Source organism: Flavobacterium sp. NG2, assembly GCF_034119845.1.
GTDB lineage: Bacteria > Bacteroidota > Bacteroidia > Flavobacteriales > Flavobacteriaceae > Flavobacterium.
The window spans coordinates 2323215-2344730 of the sequence record NZ_CP139420.1; the positions used below are offsets into that span (position 1 = coordinate 2323215).

Here is a 21516-nt window from a genome sequence, read left to right on the forward strand (position 1 = left end):
TAGTTGTAAGGATAAAATTTAATTTTGTGAAAAATGAGACATTTAATCATCAAACGTGGTTTTATGGCAATCGAGCTTATCTTTTAGTTAGTATATACTCGAGTAACTTTGTCTACTCCGTCTATTTTTTTAATATTGTCTATTAGTTTTTTTAAGATACTGTTATTTTGAACGATAACAATCACTTGCCCCTTGAAAAGTCCTGCGTCTCCACTCAATGAAATACTTTGGATATTTACATTCATATTGTTTGAGATAACTTTGGTTAATTCATTGGTTAGTCCTTTTGTATCCATTCCGGTGATGTTAATCATAGCTTTAAATTCTTGACGAGTGGAGTCAATCCATTTAGCGGGCATGATTCTATAAGCGTAGTTAGACTGTAAGGCTATTGCATTAGGACAATCCTTTTTGTGTACTTTGATTCCGTCGTTAATGGTCACGAAACCAAAAACTTGGTCTCCAGGTATTGGGTTACAACAAGTAGATAGTTTATAGTCGAGTTTGTCTTGCTCTTTACCAAAAACCAACATATCATAATTATTATTCAATATTTGTTTATGAATCTCAGTATTGGTCGTTTTTTCCGAGCGCTTGATTTTGTTTTTAAAGAAATTGATTAATGTATTCCCTTTTTGAGCGGCATAATCTTTTAGTTGTTGGTTTTCAATCGAACCTACACCTACACGATAGAATAAATCTAAACTTGTCTTAAGATTGAAAAAATTAACCAATTCATTTATGCTCGTTTCATTAAGAGTGACTTTTAGATGTTTTAGTTTACGAGTAAGTAATTCTTTACCGTGCTCAGCAATTTTTTTGGTATTTTCGTTTAATACGTTTCGTATTTTGTTTTTAGCTCTTGAAGTCGTTACGTAATCAAGCCAGTTAACCGTTGGTTTTTGGTTTGGAGACGTAATTATTTCGACCTGATCACCACTTTTTAATTCGTAATTTAAAGGAACTAATTTACCATTTACTCGAGTTCCTCTCGTTTTTATCCCAATTTCAGAATGTATTGCAAAAGCAAAATCTAATGAAGTAGCTCCTTTAGGTAATGATTTGATGTCTCCTTTTGGTGTAAAGATGTATATTTCTTTAGAATATAAATTCATTTTGAAATCTTCGACAAAATCAACCGCATTGGATTCTGAATTCTCGATTGCCTCACGTAATAAATTTAGCCATACATCTAAGCCGTGCTCTTCAGTATCCCCATTTTTATATTTATAATGCGCTGCATACCCTTTTTCGGCAATTTCGTCCATTCGTTCACTTCGCACTTGTATTTCAACCCAGCGCCCTTTTGGTCCCATTACGGTGATGTGCAGGGCTTCGTAACCGGTTGATTTAGGGGAGGAAATCCAGTCGCGCAAACGGCTTGGACTTGGTCTGTAATGATCTGTTACGATAGAATAGATTTTCCAAGCTAGAAATTTTTCATCATGCGGATTTGATTTATAGACAATACGTAAAGCAAACTTATCGTATACCTCGTCAAAAGAAACATTTTGACTTTTCATTTTTTTATGAATAGAGTATATCGATTTGGGACGACCTTTTATGATATAGTCAATATTTTCCTCGTTGAGTGTTTTTTTTAGTACTTCCGAGATGTCTCTGATGTAGGCGTCTTGTTGCTCTTTGGTTTCCTTTATTTTACTTGCAATTTCATTGTAAATTACTGGTTCGGTATATTTTAAACCTAAATCTTCTAGTTTCGTTTTGATATTATAAAGTCCCAAACGATGCGCTAAAGGTGCATAAATGTATAAGGTTTCTGAGGCTATTTTTTCTTGCTTGTAATCATCCATAGAGTCCATCGTTTGCATATTGTGGAGTCTATCGGCTAGTTTAATTAAGATTACACGAACATCATCGTTTAGCGTAAGAATCATTTTGCGGAAATTTTCCGCTTGCATTGAAACCTTTGTGTCTTTTTGAACCAAAGAAATTTTAGTCAAACCTTCGACAAGTTGCGCAATTTTTGGAGTAAATAATTTTTCAATATCTTCGACTGTAATTGGAGTGTCTTCGACCACATCATGCATTAATGCAGCAGCAATTGAATTGGCACCTAAACCAATTTCAGATGCAACAATTTTAGCAACAGCTATAGGATGAAAAATATAAGCTTCGCCTGATTTTCGGCGTTGATCTTTATGAGCATCAACAGCTACATCAAAGGCTTTACGAATCAATTTCTTGTCATCATTCGTTAAGGTTTGGTAGCTGATGCGAAGTAATTCTTTATATTCTTGCGCTATTGCTTTGTTCTCTTTTTCAATATCAATTTCTATCATAACTTGAAGTGTTCAATTTTTAAAAATAAGGATAAGTTAGCATATATGCAAGCTATAGATAATCCGTATTGGTGTTATTTTTAAAGGGGATTAATCGTTGAAAAAATAGTAGACTAAGATTAAAATCCTCTTTGTCTTTTGGCTTCAAAAATTAAAATTGCTGCAGCTACTGAAACATTCATACTGTCTATTTCGCCTTGCATGGGTATAATAATATTTTGAGTTGCCGCCTCACGCCATTCTTGAGTCAATCCGGTGGCTTCAGTTCCTACCACTAAAGCGGTGGGAGTAGTATAGTCTTGAGTATGATACGAGGTCGAGTTTTGCAGTGTAGCACAATAAAAGTTGATTTTTTTTTCTTTTAGGAAACTAATAATTTCTTCAGTGGTTCCCGTGGCAATTTGGTTAGTGAATAAACATCCTACGCTTGAACGTACAATATTGGGATTGTATAAATCACTTTTTGGATTGGCGATAATTACCGCATCGAGTTTTGCTGCATCGGCAGTGCGTAGTAAAGCACCAATGTTTCCAGGTTTTTCTGGGGCTTCAGCTATTAGGATTAGTGGATTGTCTGATAATTTTAAATCATCTAATTGCATCGATTTTGTTTTGGCTACAGCCAAAATTCCTTCGGTAGTATCTCTATAAGCCAATTTTTGAAAAACCTCTTTATTAATTTCGATGAAATCTGAAACTTTAGTGATTTTTTTAGCTTCGGTTTCCGAACAAATATCAGGATAAAATAAAACCGTTTGGATTTGGTAGCCTCCTTTTATTGCAATTTCAATTTCTCTTTTTCCTTCAATGATAAAAGTGCCTGTTTGTTTGCGGTTTTTGGCTTTCTCTTGCAATAGAACCAATGATTTTATAAAAGGATTTTGAACGGAAGTGATTTGTTTCAAAATAGTAGTTTTTCAAAAAATTAAAGGACAAATATAATAATAGTAATTGATGTGATGGGTTTTATAAAAGACTATTGTGTCAAAAATAAATAACCTACCAAAGGTTGTGTATAATCAGGGTCATTTAAGTAAATAATGTAATAGTAAGTACCAGACGGAATTCGTTTATTATCAATTAGTACTCCTTGGTTAGCGAAGCCATCCCACTCCTTTGTAGTTTTATTTCCTGTCCAAACTAATGTTCCCCAACGATTGTAAATCTCAATCTTATAATTTTCGAAAACATCTTTTAATCCTTTAATATGAAAACTGTCATTTGCGCCATCGGAATTAGCTGAAACAAAATTGTAAATTGTAGGAGGACAGTTGTAAGTTGTAAGTAGGAACGAAGTTGTACTGTAGCAAAAGTCATTTTCTAAGCGAATATAGATTGTTTTAGGAGTCGATTGAGCTTGATATTGAGTAGTATTAATAATAGCATTGGTATTGTTTTCAGCATCTTTAAGTGTTTCATAAAAGCGAACAACATCTGTTGAGTTTACCTTTACTAATGATTCAAAATCCGAAAAATCAAAAGTTCCTTTTGTTAATCCTTCATTACAGGCTTCTTTATTTGTTAATGTGTTGAATAAAGGAGAGGTAGGTAAGCTAATGGTTAGTTCGTATTCATTGTTGTTTTCAAAATTTTCAGGCACAATTCCAGTTCCATTACCAATATCATCCACCATAAATTTTAAATCGAAAGTATTTGTAGTGATAGGAGGAATCGTTATAATTATTTGCGAGGTCTCATTTCCATTGATTGGGATATTGGATTGGGTGTAAATGGTTTGATAAAGGATTTTATTTATATAAATAGAAACAGAAGTGTTTGATGGTAGACTGCTTGTAGAATTTAGATTGGAAACGGTATAGTCTACCGTTATTATTTTCGAATCACATTCTGATTTGACATCATTAATGGTAATGGTTGCGTCGGGTAATTGAATGTTAAATTTGGTTACGATAGCATTAATCATCACAAAGTCCTGACCGGAGGTAAGTCTTATTTGTGCAGAGGTATCACCAATTTTGATGTTGTTCTGAATGGGGTAGCTATCTAAATCCATATTGTATAAAGTGTTGGAGTTAGTAAAGCTATTGGTTCCATTAAAAGCGTTGTCTACTGGATTTAGTGGAGGATTGCTAATAGGATTTCCGTTGATTGTTAATTGTTCATTTACGGCTATGCCAACATCTCCTTCCCAGGCTAGAAATCCAATTTTAGCATCTTGATTATCGATAACATTTAGGTTGTTTAAGGTAATGTTGATTTCATCAGGAACCGCCTGAAGCCCATCGTATATATTGAGTTGGTTGAGGGGGAGATTGGGATTTTTGTAAATAACAATAATGGCCCAGCCTGCAAAATTAGTACGATTTGTAAAATGAAGATTGATAAACGGACTTACATCAAAATCGGATAAAGTATAAATTCCGTTTCCAGTTGTTTGAATTTGGGATGTTACATCTTTAAAAGCACTGAAGTAATTGTATGTTAAATTGAAAGAGGATCTTTGATGATTAAAAGTTCTGTCGGGATTTATGGTTTCACCATTTAATTTAACATCAAAATCTCCCGTACCGCAACCTGCCCAATATAGATATGCTTTTTCAATCTCATCATTAGGATTTAGATTTAATGTTGCGGAAGACGAAGTGAAGATATATGGAAAAAATTGAAATGAATTTTCTTCAGGATTTAGGGTGTTACCAAAAAACACAAAATCATATCGGCCATTAAATTGTTGAATTAACGAAATATCTTGCCCCAAAATAGCGTTGGAAAAAAACAAAAAAATAACCAATAGTATATTTTGAAAGTGTTGTTTCATTTTGGGGCATATAACGTATTGTTATTCCAAAGTTACAAAGGTTTTCTATTTTAATTTACAGAATCGATAAAAAGTCTTATTTTCACGGCTCATAAATGCAACAAAATTGAATCAATACAAAGTAAAGCAATATCAAAAAGAAGATTATAAGCTATGGAATGACTTTATTAGTCAAGCCAAAAACGCTACTTTTTTGTTTCATAGAGACTTTATGGAGTATCATCAAGATCGATTTGAAGATTTTTCCTTATTGGTTTTTGATAAAGAAAAACTAGTTGCGGTTATGCCTGCGAATAGAGTAGGTGCTGTTGTACATTCGCATCAGGGATTGACTTATGGGGGATTGGTTTATGGAGAGGATTTAATGTTAAGTTCGGTAATTAATGTATTTCGAACTTTATTATTGTATTTGAACGAAAAATCGATTTTTAAATGCAATATAAAACTACTTCCTTCTATTTATCACCTTAAGCCAGCGGAGGAGTTGAATTATGCTTTGTTTTTGGTTGAAGCTCAATTGATACGAAGAGATAGTATGTCGGTTATTGATTTGACTCAAAATTATTCTTTTTCAAAAATCAGAAAAAGAGGAATTCAAAAAGCGATAAAGAATAAATTAGTGATAAAAGAAGAAATGGATTTTGCTTCTTTTTGGAATAGTGTATTAATTCCTAATTTAGAGAGTAAGCATCAAACGAAGCCTGTACATTCTGTAGAAGAAATATCTCAATTAAAAAGGTTGTTTCCCAAGAATATTCATCAGTTTAATGTCTATAGTGATAATCAAATTGTGGCAGGAACTACTGTTTTTGAAACGGAGAGTTCAGTGCATTGTCAATACATTTCTAAGTTAGAAAAAGAAGGGAATTTGGGGAGCTTAGATTTTTTATATAATTTTTTAATTCGTGAAAGATTCAATTCTAAACGTTTTTTTGATTTTGGAATCTCAAATGAAAAACAAGGTCGGAAATTGAATGAAGGCTTGTCCTATTGGAAAGAAAGCTTTGGAGCCAGTACAATTGTCCATGATTTTTACGAAGTAGAAACTTCGAAATTTTATTTACTAGAAAATGTAGCGCTATGATGATTCCTTTTTTAGATTTAAAAAAAGTAAATAGTCCCTATGATGCTGCTTTTCAAGAAAAGTTGAAAGTTGTTTTAGAGAAGGGTTGGTATATTTTAGGGAATGAAGTCAACGAATTTGAGAAATCATTTGCGACTTATTGTGGTACGAACCATTGTATAGGAGTAGGAAATGGTTTTGACGCTATTACTCTAATTTTTAAAGGCTATATTGCTTTAGGGAAATTAAAAAAGGGAGATGAAGTAATTGTGCCTGCCAATACTTTTATTGCGAGTGTTTTGTCAATAGTAGAGGCTGATTTAGTTCCTGTTTTGGTAGAGCCAAGATTAGCAACTTACAATATAAATCCAGATTTGATTGCTGATAAAATTACAGCAAAAACCAAAGCTATTTTAGCGGTTCATCTCTACGGACAACTGGCCGAAATGGATAGCATTAATGCCATTGCACAAGCAAATGATTTATTGGTGATTGAAGATGCGGCACAGGCGCATGGTGCAGAATTTATTAATCAGAAAAGAGCAGGGGATTTATCCCATGCTGCTGCTTTTAGTTTTTATCCAGGAAAAAATTTAGGCGCATTGGGAGACGCTGGGGCTATAGTAACCAACGACGAAGCTTTGTCTAATGTTTTGTACTCGATACGTAATTATGGCTCAAAAGTTAAGTATGAAAATGAAGTTATAGGGGTTAACTCAAGATTAGATGAGTTACAAGCAGCTTTTTTGAATGTTAAGCTGCCTTCTTTAAAGCAAGAGAATGAACGACGTATGACAATAGCTAAACAGTATTTGGGTAAAATAAAAAATGCTAAGATCAAATTGCCATTTTGGGATTTTTCAAATAATCATGTATTTCATTTGTTTGTTATTCGAACAAAAGAGCGAGCAGAATTGCAGCAATTTTTGTTGGATAAAGGAATACAAACGGTGATTCATTATCCTATTCCGCCACATAAACAAAAAGCATTGAAACAATGGAGTCAATTGTCATTACCAGTAACTGAAAAAATACACAAGGAAGTTTTGAGTTTGCCAATTAGTCCAGCAATGACTGATGAAGAAGTGAGATTTGTGATAGAAAATTTAAATTCATTTTAGATTGATGTGGTTGAAAGAATTAATCAAGAAATATCTGCCTACAAGAATTTGGAAAACCCTTGTGGAGTTATATGTATTGTTGTTTACCAATCGTATTTATATCTTGTATTTAATTAAAACAAGTCCCAAAAGACACCTTAAAACCCTTGAAATTGTTAATGGAAAAGATAATGTTAAAGTTGCTTTTTTTTTAATACATGAATCGGTTTGGAAATACGATTTGCTTTTTAATTTGATGTTAAAACATCCTAGATTTGAACCTCAAATATTTGTATGCCCAGTTGTAAACTATGGTAAGGCGAATATGTTATTTGAAATGAATAAGTCTTATGAGTCCTTTAAAAAAAAAGGGTATAATGTTATAAAAACTTATGATGAGGAAACAGGAGCATATTTAGATATAAAAAATACATTTTCTCCAGATGTTATATTCTATACCAATCCATATCATGGGTTGATTGATTCAAAGTATTACATTGATCAATTTTCAGATGTTTTAACTTGCTATGTACCCTATGCAGTGATGACTACAAATTATGAGTCGTTTTATAATTTAGATTTTCACAACCTAGTATGGAGAATTTTTTCAGAGACACCAATTCATAAAAAGATTGCGATTGAAAAACAGAATAATAAAGGAGAAAATAATATTGTAACGGGCTACCCTGGATTTGACCAACTGCTAATCAATAAGAAACCAAATAGTAAGGTTTGGAAAAATAGTAACCCCAATTTGAAAAAAATTATTTGGGCACCACATCATTTAATGAATGAGTTAAATAAAGTGTCAAATTTCTTAGAATATTGTGATTTGTTTTTAGAGTTAGCAGTTAAATATGAGGATAAAATTCAAATTGCATTTAAGCCTCATCCTTTGTTGAGAGTCAAATTAGAGAAAGACCCTAATTGGGGAAAAGAAAAAACAGATGTTTATTATGGTAAATGGATGAATTTGACAAATGGGCAGTTTGAAAACGCTGAATATACTGATCTTTTTTTGACATCAGATGCTATGATTCATGATTGTGGTTCGTTTATGTCAGAGTATCTTATTACAGGGAAGCCTTCTCTTTTTATGGTTAGAAATGAATCAATAATGAACGAATGGAGTGAGTTTGGTGAAAAAGCGGTTGCGGTACATTATCAATCAAGAAATAAACAGGAATTAATAGATTTTATTGAGAATACTGTGATTGGTGAAAATGATTTGATGAAAGAAGTTAGAACTGATTTTGTTGAGAATGTATTATTACAAAAGAATAATGTAACAGCATCTGAAACAATTTTGAATTATTTAGAGAGGCAATTTTTTCAATAATTATAAATATTTTTAAAGAAATTATAATTTACTTAAAATAGATTAGATGAACATAGCTGTTATTTTAGCAGGGGGAGTAGGGAGTAGATTGGGAATGTCTTTGCCAAAGCAGTTTTTTAAAGTTGCAGGAAAGATGGTCATTGAGCACGCTGTTGATGCATTTGAAAAAAATGATTTAATAGATGAAATTGCTATTGTGATTAATAGTCATTATATTTTTATGGTAGAGGATATGATTATAAAAAATAATTGGCAAAAAGTGAAACGTGTTTTATCAGGAGGAGAAGAACGTTATCAATCTAGTCTAGCAGCAATTAATGCTTATCATAATTTCAAAAATTCTAATTTAATTTTTCATGATGCTGCTCGTCCTTTAATTAGTCAAAGAATAATTAATGATGTTGTAAACTCCTTGAAGGAATATAATGCAATTGATGTTGCAATTAATTCTGCAGATACCATTATTGAAGTAAAAGATAATATAATAACTGAAATTCCAGAGAGAGCCAAAATGCGAAGAGGTCAAACTCCTCAAGGATTTAAACAAAGTGTAATTGCCAAAGCCTATGAATTAGCGCTTCTAGATGGTAATTTTAAGGCAACTGATGATTGTGGAATTGTAAAAAAGTATTTGCCAGAAGAAGACATATACGTAGTGGATGGAGAAGAGGTGAATATGAAATTAACATATCTTGAAGATACATATATACTTGATAAATTGTTTCAATTGCGCTCAGTTGAGATTCAAAAGATAGCATTACCTAATCAATTATTATTGGGAAAAGTTATGGTTGTTTTTGGAGGAGGCTACGGAATTGGTAAAAGTGTAGTTGAATTAGGTATTTCAAATGGTGTACGTGTTTATAGTTTTTCGCGTACTGAAAATAATGTTGATGTGTCTAGTATTAAAGATGTTGAAAAGGCATTACAAACAGTATTTCAAAAAGAAAATAAAATTGATTTTGTTGTCAATACTGCTGGTGTCTTACATAAAGAGCCATTGGTTAATATGGATTATCAGACAATTTGTGATTCCATTAATACTAACTATTATGGTATGGTGAATATTAGTTTGGCCTCTTTGCCCTATTTGAAACAATCAAAAGGACATTTATTGTTTTTTGCTTCTAGTTCATATACCAGAGGTAGAGCTTTTTATAGTATTTATTCTTCGATAAAAGCAGCTACTGTCAATTTTGTTCAAGCTATTTCACAAGAATGGGAGTCGTTTGGAATTAAAGTAAATTGTATTAATCCCGAGCGAACACAAACGCCAATGAGAATTAAGAATTTTGGAAATGAACCAGAAAACACTTTGCTAAAACCCGAAACTGTTGCTATAAGATGTTTTCAAACCTTGTTATCTAACAATACAGGTCAGGTTATCGATGTCCGACTTCATGATGAGAACTAAAAACGTTTTTCTGTCACGATAATATTATTGGTTTAAATTAAGTATTATCAGCCTTTTATTCTATGTTTGTTTTGTTTTTAAAGGTTTGTACGAATAATAAGTTTTATTTTTTTTAAATGCATATAAGCTCACTAAAAAGTACTGCAATGATAGGGATTGTGTGGTCAGCTATTGATAAAATTGCTGTTCAACTGGGACAATTCATTGTGGGTATTGTACTTGCTAGGATTTTGATTCCTGAAGATTTTGGTTTAGTAGGTATGTTGGCAATTTTTATTGCACTGTCACAAACTTTTATTGAGAGTGGTTTAGGTATTGCATTAATTCAGCGTCAGGATAGAACAGATGTTGATTTTTCAACCTTATTTGTATTTAATTTGACAGTAAGTAGTTTTTTTTATTTATTACTTTTTTTTTCTGCTCCTTTTATTTCAAATTTCTTTAAGCAACCACAATTAACAGACTTAATACGGGTATTAAGTTTAAACTTAATTGTAAATGCACTTGCAATAGTGCAACGAACTAAATTGGCTATTACTCTAAATTTCAAAGTCATTGCTAAGAGTAATCTAATAGGGATGATTGTGGGAGGTGTATGCGGAATAATAGCGGCAAAATACAATTATGGAGTATGGTCATTAGTAATACAAATTATAGTTGGGTCATTGGCTTCCTGTGTGTCATTATGGTTCTTGAGTAAATGGACACCTTCTGTCATTTTTTCTAGAAATTCATTTCAGAAATTATTTAATTATGGTTCAAAGCTGTTAATTGCAGGTTTATACGCTCAAACAATAAACAATGTATACAATCTATTTCTTGGAAAGTTTTACCCAGCAGCTTCCTTAGGTTATTATACTAAAGCAAAAAGTTTTTCGGATATTTCTGCTGGAACAATTGCGAGTATTTTACAACAAGTCACTTTTCCAATTCTCACTTCGGTTCAAGATGATAAAGTTAAATTAGTCTCCATTTATAGCAGAATGATTCGGATGTCGGCTTTTTTTATTATCCCGATAATGACACTGATTTGTTTGTTGGCGAAACCGATTGTTGTACTGTTGCTTACTGAGAAGTGGGTTTTCTTAATACCACTTTTACAATGGATGGTTTTTGCACGTATTTTTCTCCCAATGAGCGCTGTTAATTTAGATTTATTGAATGCTATTGGTCGATCAGATTTATTTTTGAAAGTAGATTTGTCTAAGTTACCATTAACCATTTTAGCAATGGTTATTACTATCCCGCTAGGTGTAAAAGCCATTATAATAGGTCATGTTGTAACTTCTGCCATTTCGTTTATGATAAACGCCTATCTTCCAGGAAAGTTTTATGGTTATGGTCCAATACAACAATTAAAAGATATGATACCAATTGTAGTTGCTACCATAGGTATGGCAATTACCGTGTTTGTTTTAACTTATTTTATTGATAGTTTAGTATTGCAATTGCTTTTAGGCGGAAGTTTTGGAATGGTAAGTTTTTTGTTTTTTTGTTGGATACTTAAATTAGAAGAATTAAAAGAAATTGGGGGACTATTATTGAAGTGTTTTGTAAAATTAAAAAGCTAAAACCATTTTTATAAAAAGTTAGGATGTTTTTATTATACCTCTTATCTAAATCGGTTAAACATATTATTCCTTTTCAAATACTTTAACGTAAATAGTAAGTTTATCTAAATTGGTTCTTCCTTTAATTCCTAAACCTTCATATTGGTAGGCTTTAAAATTGCAAAAGCTAGGTTTTGAAAAGACTAATTTTTCAGTTTTATTTGATTTGTATGGGTGAAAATCGTTGAGGTTGTCAAATGGGCTGATGGATCCAATTGTACAAATGTATTTTTTTGAAATTAGCGAATCACCTTTAGAAAATAATTTTTCGGGGAATAAATTGTTACTTTTTTGTTTGTATTCGTTTATAAAATGAAATTGCACATTTTCATTTGAGTTGTATAATTTCCAAATCAAATCTTTAGGATAATAATACATTTTATATTCTAAAATTGTGTTGAAAAAATTAATTAAAAAGAGGATACTAAAACTGTAACAAATGATTGTTTTATAGTGGTTTTTAGTGTTATAAAAGGAAAAAAAAGATTGTAAGCTAAAGACGGTGAATAGAATTAAAAAAGGAATAAATTGTTTTAGTAATCGACCATACCAAACTACTTTATGGAAATAAAATCCTAATGTAGAGTAAGTAATGAATATTAGAAATAAAGTTATAAAGACTTTTTGTATTTCATTCAATTTTTTAGAATTCACAAAGGTCATTATTAATTGTATGGTAAATAGTCCAAGTCCAATAATTACGAATACCCCAGTGACTCCTTCAACTTCGATTAAATATTTGAATATAAAAGTGAAAGATTCTTCAAATGAACCTTGAAGTATAGTCTTGGATAATACTATAGATTCCTCTATATATGATTTGTTTACACTTTGAGCAAGGAGTTCAAAAAAAAGTAAGCAAAAAAGACTTCCGATGGTAAAGCTAGTTAATTGTTTTATGATTAAAATGTAGTTACTGTAATTTAAATTGACTAATATATAGCTTAGTGGGATGGCAAGAAAAAGCATGATATAGCCAGGATAACAACAATATCCAAAGAAAGCGATTACCCCATAATAAAAGAAGTCTTTTAAATAAGGGATGTTAAAGTCTTTTTTACTCAACACCTTGTAGAAAATGTAATACAAAATTAGTAGGCTTAGGTCATAAGGATCTGCATGCCTCAAGGAAATATATGAAGCAACCAAAGCTGCTAGAAGAAAAACACTAAAAACACTTAAAGACTTATTTTTTAAGAAAAGTAAAGAAAACCGATAATGTATTATTAAGATTAAGGTAAAAACTATATTGTTAAAAATAAATAAAGGGAATGAATTTCGAGATTCAAATTGTCTATATTCAAATATAACTGATGTAACATATTGTAGAATATTAGGGATGATTTTTACAATAGCATCTCCGGGTCTTCCTTGAACGGTAAATATAAGCTCAATTGATTTTTGAAAGTTAAATTGGGCTGATTGTTTAAGTATTTCACCTGATGTTAAATAACGCATTTCATCATCAAAAGTATATGCTCCTTTATTGATTAAGGTAAGTTTGAATGCACTAACTAAAAATAAGAGTGAAAAAAAGATAGTATATTTTGGGATTTTTACTTTCATAATAATCCATATTTTATAATGCAATATATCGCCCAAACACCATCTTTCCAGCCTATTTTTTTTCCCTCATCATAAGTGCGTCCATAATATGAAATTCCTACTTCATAGATACGTATGTTTTTTATTTTACTTATTTTAGCAGTTACCTCTGGTTCAAATCCAAATCTTTTTTCCTTTAATTGGATATTTTGGATAATCTCGCGTCGGAACAATTTATAACAGGTTTCCATATCCGTTAGATTAAGATTGGTAAACATATTGGATAAAAAGGTCAAGAATTTATTGCCAATTGTATGCCAAAAAAACAAAATCCGATGAGGTTTTCCACCAATAAAACGAGAACCATAAACAACGTCAGCATGTCCATTTAAAATAGGCTTAAGTAAAATGTTGTACTCATTTGGATCGTATTCTAAATCTGCATCTTGAATGATAATAAAGTCGCCATTTGCTTTTTTTATACCGGTATGAATCGCAGCTCCTTTACCTTGATTTATATCATGATTTGTGTAAGAAATGGTAAGGTTTGGATTATTATGCATAAAATTTTTCACGGCATCTTCAGTACAATCCGTTGAACAGTCATTGATTAATACCACCTCTTTGTCAATGCCCTCCATAAGATTGATGTTGTTAATCTTATGGAGTATCAAGTGTATTGTTTTTTCTTCGTTAAATGCAGGGATGATTATGGAGAGTAATGGCATTTTTTAATTATTGAGGGTAAAAAAAGGATATTTTTTCTTTGTAATAAAAATGAGAGGGGTTTCGTAAAATATTAGTATTTTTTGAAATTTTTTCTCCAAGCCAAAATAAGTCTTAATTGTATATTTTTAAGCATTAAAAAGTAATTTTTATTTTTTAAGCATTGTACAATACCATGATGTACTCTTTTTTGTATTCCTAAGTCTTCTTCCTTAGTACGATTTAATTTTATTCCTTTTTTTAAAATTAAATAAGTGGTTTGATCAAATTTCCTTGTACGAGAATTTTTTGATTTTGAAAAATTTGTTCCTAGTGAGTTGGGTAGAATTCGTTTTTGCATAATTGGCTCATCGATAAAATCAAAATCATAATATCTTGATGCTCTAATCCAAAAATCTAAATCTTCATAAGCAAGTGCTTCATCATATCCTCCTAAATGGTTAAATACACTTTTTTTAATCATTGCTGAAACGGAACACATGCAATAAAAATCAGAAATTACATTTTCATAAATATCACCCGTTTTTCTTTTTTGAATTACTTTTCTGTCAGAATTAGTAGGGAAATAATAAGACTCAAATTTACCGTTTTCCGAAATTAACTCTGCGTTTCCATAAACTACACCAACATTTTTGTACATGCTAGTTGAAAAAGCATTTACTTGTGCAGTGACACAGTTTGGTAAAAGTACATCGTCAGCAGCTAAATCAATTATATATTCACCTTTGGCTTGTTTTAATCCCTTGTTGAAAGATTTTGTGTTTTCAATATTTGTTTGGTTTTCAATAAAGATTGCTTTAGGATAGCTAGTTAACCATTTTTTTATTTTCAGTTTGGAATTGTCAGTACTACAATCATCGACTATTATAAGTTCAATATTCGGATATGTTTGGTTGATAACTGAATTTAAACTTTCTATAACAAAGTCTTCGTGGTTATAGCATAAACAGATAACGGTTACTAGCGGATGGTTGGGCATTATTTCTATAAATGTTTATATTTGAAGCTAAAATAATAAATAGAAAATGATAATGCCTAAAAAAACATATAAGATTGCTTTGATAGGTTATCGTTTGACCGAAGGGGGTGGGGAAAAAGTAATGGCAAACTTATCTCTCTTTTTTGATAGTGTAGGGATTGAAGTTCACAACATAATAGTTTTGGATGGTGTGACATATCCCTTTGGAGGCGAACTTGTTAATTTAGGATTGCTTAAAGATCGAACGAACGGGGTTATAAATAAACTTAAAAGATTAATTTTTCTAAATCAATATTTAAAAAAGAATAAATTTGATTTTATCATTGACTTTCGACCTAAAATGAATCCTATTCAGGAATTGATTACAGCAAGATTCGTTTATAATGCTAAAACAATTTTTACGGTGCATAGTTTTTTAATAAACTATTATATGCCTGAAAACTTTTGGTTAACAAGATTAATTTATGGTAAAGCTTATGCAACAGTAACAATAGTAGATCAAATAAAAGAATTAGTTGAGCATAAATATCAATTAAACAATGTTAAGACCATTTTTAATCCTGTTAATTTAGATGAAATTAACGACAAAACTAAGGAAGACTTAGTAGTTGATTTTGAGTATATTATCGCAATAGGTCAATATAGGGATAATATCAAGCAGTTTGATAAATTGATTTTAAGTTATGCAAATTCAAATTTACCTCATAATAATATTCATTTGGTAATATTAGGAAATGGTGATAAAGATTTTTTAACTAAAGTAGCTTTAGACAATAAAGTAGAAACGTTTATTCATTTGTTGGGCTTTCAAGATAATCCTTTTAAATATTTAAAAAAAGCTAAGTTTTTAGTACTTAGTAGTAAAAATGAAGGTTTTGCAAATGTTCTAGTAGAGTCTTTAGCTTGTCAAACTCCTGTTGTAGCTTTTGATTGTCTTTGTGGGCCAAGTATTATAATCAAGGATAAAGTAAATGGGCTTTTAGTCGAAAATCAAAGTATAGATAAACTAACTCAGGCAATGAACTTATTTTTTGAAGATGAGGAATTATATAACTATTGTAAAAAAAATGCATTAGAAAGTATTCAGCATTTTTCTTTATTAAATATAGGAATGCAATGGTTAGATTTGATGAAAATTAATTATATTCGAAAAAATTGAAATATAAATATGGATATACAGATAATTGATATTCCTAAAATAATAAATAGACACGGAAATATTGCTGTTGTTGAAAATGATACCATTCCATTTGATGTGCAAAGGGTTTATTATTTGTATGACATTCCAAGTTCGGCTGTAAGAGGAGGGCATTCGCATAAAAAACTACAACAAGTTTTAATTGCTATTTCAGGAAGTTTTGATGTTGTACTTAAAGATGGAAAATCAATAGAGACAGTATCACTCAATAAACCTGATAAAGGTTTATTGATTAAAAACAATATGTGGCGTGAACTGGAAAATTTTTCATCAGGAGCAGTATGTCTAGTTTTAGCATCTACGGTATTTGAAGAAGAAGATTATATTCGAGATTTTGATGAATTTTTAGAATCAAAAAAATGAAAATCTTATATATTGTCCCTGATATAACGGATTCAGGTGGAATTGCAAGAGTGATTTCTTTGAAAACTAATTATTTAGTAGAGAACTTAAATTACCAGGTTTCTTTGTTGTCAGTCACAAATACATACCCTAATGTTTTTTATGATTTTAATCAAAAGACTAAATGGTACACTATCGCACCTTCCAATAATAAAATTTTATTTTTAATTAAATACATTCGTTATATAAACAAGACAATTGTAATTGATAAGCCAGATGTAATTGTTGTATGTGACGCAGTATTATGGTTATTTGTTCCTTGGTTTTTAAAAACTAAAATCCCTCTAATTTTTGAAACCCATTTTTCTATTCGTTTTCAAAAAAAAGGATATACGAGTTTATACAGAAGAATACGAAATAAATTAATAGTTTCTTGGAGAAAAAAAACTATAAATTTATTTAAGGTTGCTGTTTTTGAAACGATTCAAGGGAGTAAAGAATGGGGTGTAGAAAACAGTAAAGTCATTGCTAATCCAGCAAGTTTTTTGGTAAATGAACAGGCTAGTTTGATTAATAAAAAAGCCATGGCAGTTTGTATGAATCCCTATGTAAAAGGATTGGATCGATTATTTACTATTTGGAAAAAGATTATTTTAAAACATCCAGATTGGATTCTTGACGTATATGGTCATTGGACAACTAATATTGAATATATCAATAAAGCTAAATTGCTCAAAATTGAGCAAAATATAAATTTTTTACCTCCAACTACAGCCATTTATGATAGTTATTTACAAGCATCTGTTTTTTTGATGACTTCAAGATATGAAGCTTTTGGAATGGTACTTATAGAAAGTATGGCCGTGGGTTTACCTTGTGTGGCATATGATTGTCCCTGTGGACCGGGTGCTGTAATAGATGATGGGATAAACGGATTTTTAATAGAAGATGGAAATGTTGATGATTATGTTGAAAAAGTACTTAACATTATCGAAGATGAAGATTTAAGGATTAAAATAGGTATTGACGCCAAAAAAAGTGTTCATAAATATACCATTGAAGTTATAATGCAAGAATGGGAAAAACTCTTTGTAAATGTAGTAAATGATTGAAATTAATTTTGGTAATTATATACTATTTTACAGTTAATAAATTTGTTTTACTGTAACTAACTACTTGTCTTTGTTGCGTAATAAATCAAATATTATGTTCAACAAAGAAATTAAATCAGTTTTAGACCTTGTAAAAGCATTCCCTACAGAACAGTCATGTATTGACCATTTGACTGAAATAAGATGGAATGACAGCGTAGTCAGTCCTTTTGATTCTACTTCAAAGGTTTATGTTTGTAAAGGTAATAAATACCAATGTAAGAACACGGGTAAATATTTCAATGTAAAAACTAATACCATTTTTGACAACACTAAACTAGAGTTGCAAAAATGGTTTTTAGCTATATGGATAGTTACATCGCACAAGAAAGGCATATCCTCCCTGCAATTAGGTCGTGACTTAGATATTACCCAAAAGAGCGCTTGGTTTATGCTACAACGTATTAGAAAGTGTTTCGGTATTGAAAACGACAACGAACTTGACAACGAAGTTGAAGCAGATGAAACTTATGTAGGTGGTAAAAATAAAAACCGTCACAACCATAAAAAAGCTATTGCATCACAAGGTAGAAGCGCCAAAGACAAAACACCAGTTGTAGGAACAGTTGAACGTAATGGAAAATTAAACGCAAATGTTGTTGAAAATGTTGGCTCTGCTACTTTAACTCGTGAAATAGTTGCAAACGTAAAACAAAGCGCTTCTTTGTACACAGATGAATGGTTAGGCTATAAAGGTGTTTCTAAAATTTACGACCATTCAATAGTAAGACATAATCAAGGACAATATGTAAATGGTAGAATTCACACCAATACAATTGAAGGTTTTTGGTCTTTACTAAAAAGAGGTATATTTGGAATCTATCATTTTACATCTAAAAAGCACTTGCAAATGTATGTTGACGAATTTGTTTTTAGATACAATACTAGAACCAGTACTTCTTCAAATAGATTTGACTTACTATTGTCAAATATGGAAAATCGTATAACTTATAAAGAACTAATTGGATAATGGCAAAGACAAACTTACCTAAAGTAAAATACAAAGGACAGATAGAAATTGGAGACTTTAAAATATCATGTGCTGTTTTAGATAACGGAGAAAGAATTTTAGTCGATAGAAGCCTAGCGAATGCTTTAGGAATTAAAGGAAGCGGAGCATATTGGCAAAAGAAGAAAGAACAAAAAGGCGCTGTACTTCCAGAATATATTTCAGCTAATTACCTAACACCTTTTATAAGTGAAGAAACATTTGAAAAGCTATCAAAACCAGTTGTTTATGTTGATGAAGATGGAGAAACTTACGAAGGTGTTCCTGCCACAGGTTTAATAGATATTTGTGATATTTGGCAACAAGCAGACAAAAAAGGCGCTTTAAACAATAGAGAAAACGCTAAGATAGCAGCAGAAAACGCTTATGTTATTTTTAAAGGCTTTGCAAATATAGGTATAACTGCTTTAGTTGATGAAGCTACTGGTTACCAGTACGACCGAGAAAAAGATGAATTACAAAAAATATTAAAGCAATACATAAGTGAACAGCTTTTGCCTTGGCAAAAAACATTCCCAGATATTTTTTATAAAGAATTATTCCGATTAAATGGTTGGGACTTTACAGTTAATGGAATAAAGAAAAGACCCGGAGTTATAGGTACTTGGACAAAGAAACTTATATACGAAGAATTACCTATGGGTGTATTGTCAGAATTAGAAAAAAATGTACCTAAAAGTACCCAAGGAAACAAAACAGCTCGTTTTCATCAATTCTTAACCGAAGATACAGGTAGTCCGCATTTAACGGCTCAAATAAACCAAATTGTAACATTGTTTCAGTTATCAGATAATATGAAGCACATGTGGGATCAATTCAATAAACTTAAAGCTAGACAAAACGGTCAATTGGAAATACCATTTGATTTTGATGATAAAGGACACACAGTAGAAGTTGTAGAAAAACCAAAAGTCAAATTATCAGAATTTAACCAAAATTTAAAAAAAGGATTAGACTTTAATCCTAAAGAAGATAAATAAAAAATAAAAACTATATTTAAAAACCCGTTTGTTAGTGCAAACGGTTTTTTTTGGCATCCTGCCGACTGGGATAATCCTAAGTTTAACTTTTAATGATGGGAATCATGGAAACAATTATTGCTTTAGCATTCGTGTACTTAATCGTATGCGCTGCCAAAAAATAATTAAGTCAAACTTAGTTATTATTTATTCTTGTTTCAAGAACATTGCCTATCTTTTCAGATAGGCTTTGTCTTTTTTATTACATTTGGTTTTAGCTAAATACTGTAAAGTAATATATAGTTACCTTAATTTTTTTTCAAAACAAATATAATTTCGTTATCTGTTAAACCATAAAAAGTGTCTTTTTTAAATGGCTTAATTTCAACCTTAAAACCAGATTTTGTCAATCTGTTTTTTAGACCTTCAACCGAATATATTCTAACGTGATCTTCTTGTTCAAAATGTTTTAATCTTTCTTCTTTTGTCGTTATGCTATAGTCTTCATAGATATCACCTTCCTTGAATGGTGTTTGAACCAGTAGTGTTCCTGTAGGTTTTAGAATTCGATAAAGCTCATTCATCGCTTTTCTGTCTTCAATGACATGTTCTAGAACATGATAACAAATAATTAAGTCAAATGTGTTTTCATCTTCAGGGATAGCGGTAATATCATATTGATTATCTGAAATGAAATCACCTGATAAGTCTGTTGCAGTATAATATGTATGCTGTTTTTTCCAAATTCTAAATAAACTTCTGGAAGGTGAGAAATCTAATACGTTACTATGGGGTTTTAAATAATTTTGTTCTATCAGTTGCCATAATCTTCTATCTCTAGAAAGGCTTCCGCATCTTGGACAAACATTATCTTGATTAGGTAAACTAATCCAATTTTTGAATTTTGTTTTACAAATAGTACATTGGTGTTTTGATCCTAAATAGAAGACTGACCAGCCTCTTCTTAAATAAGGTTCTATCTTAAATATGTTTTTTTTAGATAAAACCGAATGAATTATTTTTTTTAAATTGTTATACATTTTTTGAGTCTTGTATGGTGCAATAATATCCTAATTTGTAAAAATCTAATAAATATAGATTTGGATTCTCTGATGTTAAATTCACAATGATTTTAGGTCTTATTTTTAAGTAAATAAGTTTTACAATTCCAATAATACGAAGTTTTTTGAGAAAAAGATAAACTGCACTTAAATTAATGTCTTTGTATTCAATCTTATTATGTGTTATTAGTGAATGCAAGTTAGTAACGGAGCTTTGTTTTTTTTTTATAAAATCAATACTAAATTCGTCGTTATGATGAATTAGGAAATTTTCAATATGATTTATTGAAATAGCATTTGATTGTAAAGTCTTTATAAAAATAACATCTTCATATCCATATTCAGTTATGTATTCTGGAAAAGGATATTTTAAAAGGATTTCTTTCCTTAATACTAAATTCCATGTAAAAACAAAATCGTAATTAAATTTTTGTCTGTGCTTTAAAGATTTAGTTTCGCGTTTTTTGCCGTATTTCCAACGAAGCATTTTTTCTTTAGTTGGTTTATTGTCAGGGTATTTAACCCCTCCAAAAATGATGGTAGTTGAATTTGTTATTGAATCAACGAAGTTTTTGAGGTATAATTTGTTCTCAGGTAGTGAATCAGCTTCCATTATTAAAACATAATCATATTTTGATTTAGTACATAAAAGATTGATGTTTTTACCTCTTCCTAAATTTACTTGGTTAACTGAGAAGTTACAATTAGTTAGTGAATTGATTGTGCTGTTTTCGTAAGTTTCGGTGCTATTATCGTCTTGAACAAGTATCTCATATTTCAAATCTAAACTATCAGCTTGTTTTTTAAGTTCTAAAACGAGTGGGTATACATTGTAGTTGTATGTTGGTATTAAAATAGATAGCATAGTTTGATTTTGAATTCCAAATTTAGAGTTTTATAGAATTTAATTTAGAGTTATTGTAATTTATTTTTGCTTA

Annotated in this window: 18 protein-coding genes; 10 read left to right on the top strand and 8 right to left on the bottom strand. The window is 30.7% G+C overall.

Features of this window, described 5'->3' with window-relative positions; all coding sequences use genetic code 11:
- Window positions 1-83: 83 nt before the first annotated feature.
- The 3 genes from SLW70_RS09540 to SLW70_RS09550 all read right to left on the bottom strand — a co-directional run bounded on the left by SLW70_RS09540 (window position 84) and on the right by SLW70_RS09550 (window position 5082).
- Entirely contained in the window at window positions 84-2303 is a 2220-nt protein-coding gene (locus tag SLW70_RS09540; RefSeq protein ID WP_320888092.1) for a RelA/SpoT family protein, read from the bottom strand.
- A gap of 119 nt (window positions 2304-2422) precedes the next feature.
- Window positions 2423-3208 (bottom strand): RNA methyltransferase, encoded by a 786-nt coding sequence (locus SLW70_RS09545; RefSeq protein ID WP_320888093.1) that lies wholly within the window; start codon window positions 3206-3208, stop codon window positions 2423-2425.
- A 71-nt stretch (window positions 3209-3279) separates the two neighbouring features.
- Window positions 3280-5082, bottom strand: coding sequence for a gliding motility-associated C-terminal domain-containing protein (locus tag SLW70_RS09550; RefSeq protein WP_320888094.1), 1803 nt, complete (start codon window positions 5080-5082; stop codon window positions 3280-3282).
- Between the two features lie 106 nt (window positions 5083-5188).
- Between SLW70_RS09550 and SLW70_RS09555 the strand changes: the two genes are divergently transcribed.
- From SLW70_RS09555 to SLW70_RS09575, 5 genes are all read left to right on the top strand, one after another.
- Entirely contained in the window at window positions 5189-6166 is a 978-nt protein-coding gene (locus SLW70_RS09555) for a GNAT family N-acetyltransferase (protein ID WP_320888095.1), read from the top strand.
- A complete protein-coding gene (locus SLW70_RS09560; RefSeq protein WP_320891778.1) occupies window positions 6166-7266 on the top strand; it encodes a DegT/DnrJ/EryC1/StrS family aminotransferase in 1101 nt (366 codons plus the stop codon). Before SLW70_RS09555 ends, SLW70_RS09560 begins: the two co-directional genes overlap by 1 nt.
- A gap of 4 nt (window positions 7267-7270) precedes the next feature.
- Window positions 7271-8584 carry a CDP-glycerol glycerophosphotransferase family protein gene (locus SLW70_RS09565; protein WP_320891779.1) on the top strand — a complete coding sequence of 438 codons (1314 nt, stop codon included), beginning with the start codon at window positions 7271-7273 and terminating at the stop codon, window positions 8582-8584.
- Window positions 8585-8630: 46 nt separating this feature from the next.
- The gene (locus SLW70_RS09570; protein WP_320888096.1) at window positions 8631-9998 is read left to right on the top strand and encodes a bifunctional cytidylyltransferase/SDR family oxidoreductase; all 1368 of its coding nucleotides are present in this window, start codon (window positions 8631-8633) and stop codon (window positions 9996-9998) included.
- Between the two features lie 146 nt (window positions 9999-10144).
- Entirely contained in the window at window positions 10145-11569 is a 1425-nt protein-coding gene (locus SLW70_RS09575; protein WP_320888097.1) for a lipopolysaccharide biosynthesis protein, read from the top strand.
- Between the two features lie 63 nt (window positions 11570-11632).
- Here the strand turns inward: SLW70_RS09575 and SLW70_RS09580 are convergent, their stop codons facing one another.
- From SLW70_RS09580 to SLW70_RS09590, 3 genes are all read right to left on the bottom strand, one after another.
- On the bottom strand, window positions 11633-13174 hold the full coding sequence (locus SLW70_RS09580) for a hypothetical protein (protein ID WP_320888098.1): 1542 nt from the start codon (window positions 13172-13174) through the stop codon (window positions 11633-11635).
- The gene (locus SLW70_RS09585; RefSeq protein ID WP_320888099.1) at window positions 13171-13881 is read right to left on the bottom strand and encodes a glycosyltransferase family 2 protein; all 711 of its coding nucleotides are present in this window, start codon (window positions 13879-13881) and stop codon (window positions 13171-13173) included. The genes SLW70_RS09580 and SLW70_RS09585 overlap by 4 nt, the downstream gene beginning before the upstream one ends.
- Before the next feature lie 71 nt (window positions 13882-13952).
- The gene (locus SLW70_RS09590) at window positions 13953-14858 is read right to left on the bottom strand and encodes a glycosyltransferase (RefSeq protein ID WP_320888100.1); all 906 of its coding nucleotides are present in this window, start codon (window positions 14856-14858) and stop codon (window positions 13953-13955) included.
- Window positions 14859-14910: 52 nt separating this feature from the next.
- On the opposite strand from SLW70_RS09590, the gene SLW70_RS09595 reads away from it, so the two are divergent.
- From SLW70_RS09595 to SLW70_RS09615, 5 genes are all read left to right on the top strand, one after another.
- The gene (locus tag SLW70_RS09595; RefSeq protein WP_320888101.1) at window positions 14911-16017 is read left to right on the top strand and encodes a glycosyltransferase; all 1107 of its coding nucleotides are present in this window, start codon (window positions 14911-14913) and stop codon (window positions 16015-16017) included.
- A 9-nt stretch (window positions 16018-16026) separates the two neighbouring features.
- Window positions 16027-16419, top strand: a complete 393-nt coding sequence (locus tag SLW70_RS09600; RefSeq protein ID WP_320888102.1) for an FdtA/QdtA family cupin domain-containing protein — start codon at window positions 16027-16029, stop codon at window positions 16417-16419.
- Entirely contained in the window at window positions 16416-17510 is a 1095-nt protein-coding gene (locus tag SLW70_RS09605; protein ID WP_320888103.1) for a glycosyltransferase, read from the top strand. The genes SLW70_RS09600 and SLW70_RS09605 overlap by 4 nt, the downstream gene beginning before the upstream one ends.
- A gap of 94 nt (window positions 17511-17604) precedes the next feature.
- Window positions 17605-18519: an IS1595 family transposase gene (locus tag SLW70_RS09610; protein ID WP_320888105.1), complete on the top strand. Its 915-nt coding sequence runs from the start codon at window positions 17605-17607 to the stop codon at window positions 18517-18519.
- Window positions 18519-19538, top strand: coding sequence for a P63C domain-containing protein (locus tag SLW70_RS09615; RefSeq protein WP_320888106.1), 1020 nt, complete (start codon window positions 18519-18521; stop codon window positions 19536-19538). Before SLW70_RS09610 ends, SLW70_RS09615 begins: the two co-directional genes overlap by 1 nt.
- A 287-nt stretch (window positions 19539-19825) precedes the next feature.
- On the opposite strand, the gene SLW70_RS09620 is transcribed toward SLW70_RS09615, so the two are convergent.
- A complete protein-coding gene (locus tag SLW70_RS09620) occupies window positions 19826-20557 on the bottom strand; it encodes a class I SAM-dependent methyltransferase (protein WP_320888107.1) in 732 nt (243 codons plus the stop codon).
- Window positions 20550-21443: a glycosyltransferase family 2 protein gene (locus SLW70_RS09625; RefSeq protein WP_320888108.1), complete on the bottom strand. Its 894-nt coding sequence runs from the start codon at window positions 21441-21443 to the stop codon at window positions 20550-20552. The genes SLW70_RS09620 and SLW70_RS09625 overlap by 8 nt, the downstream gene beginning before the upstream one ends.
- Window positions 21444-21516: the final 73 nt, after the last annotated feature.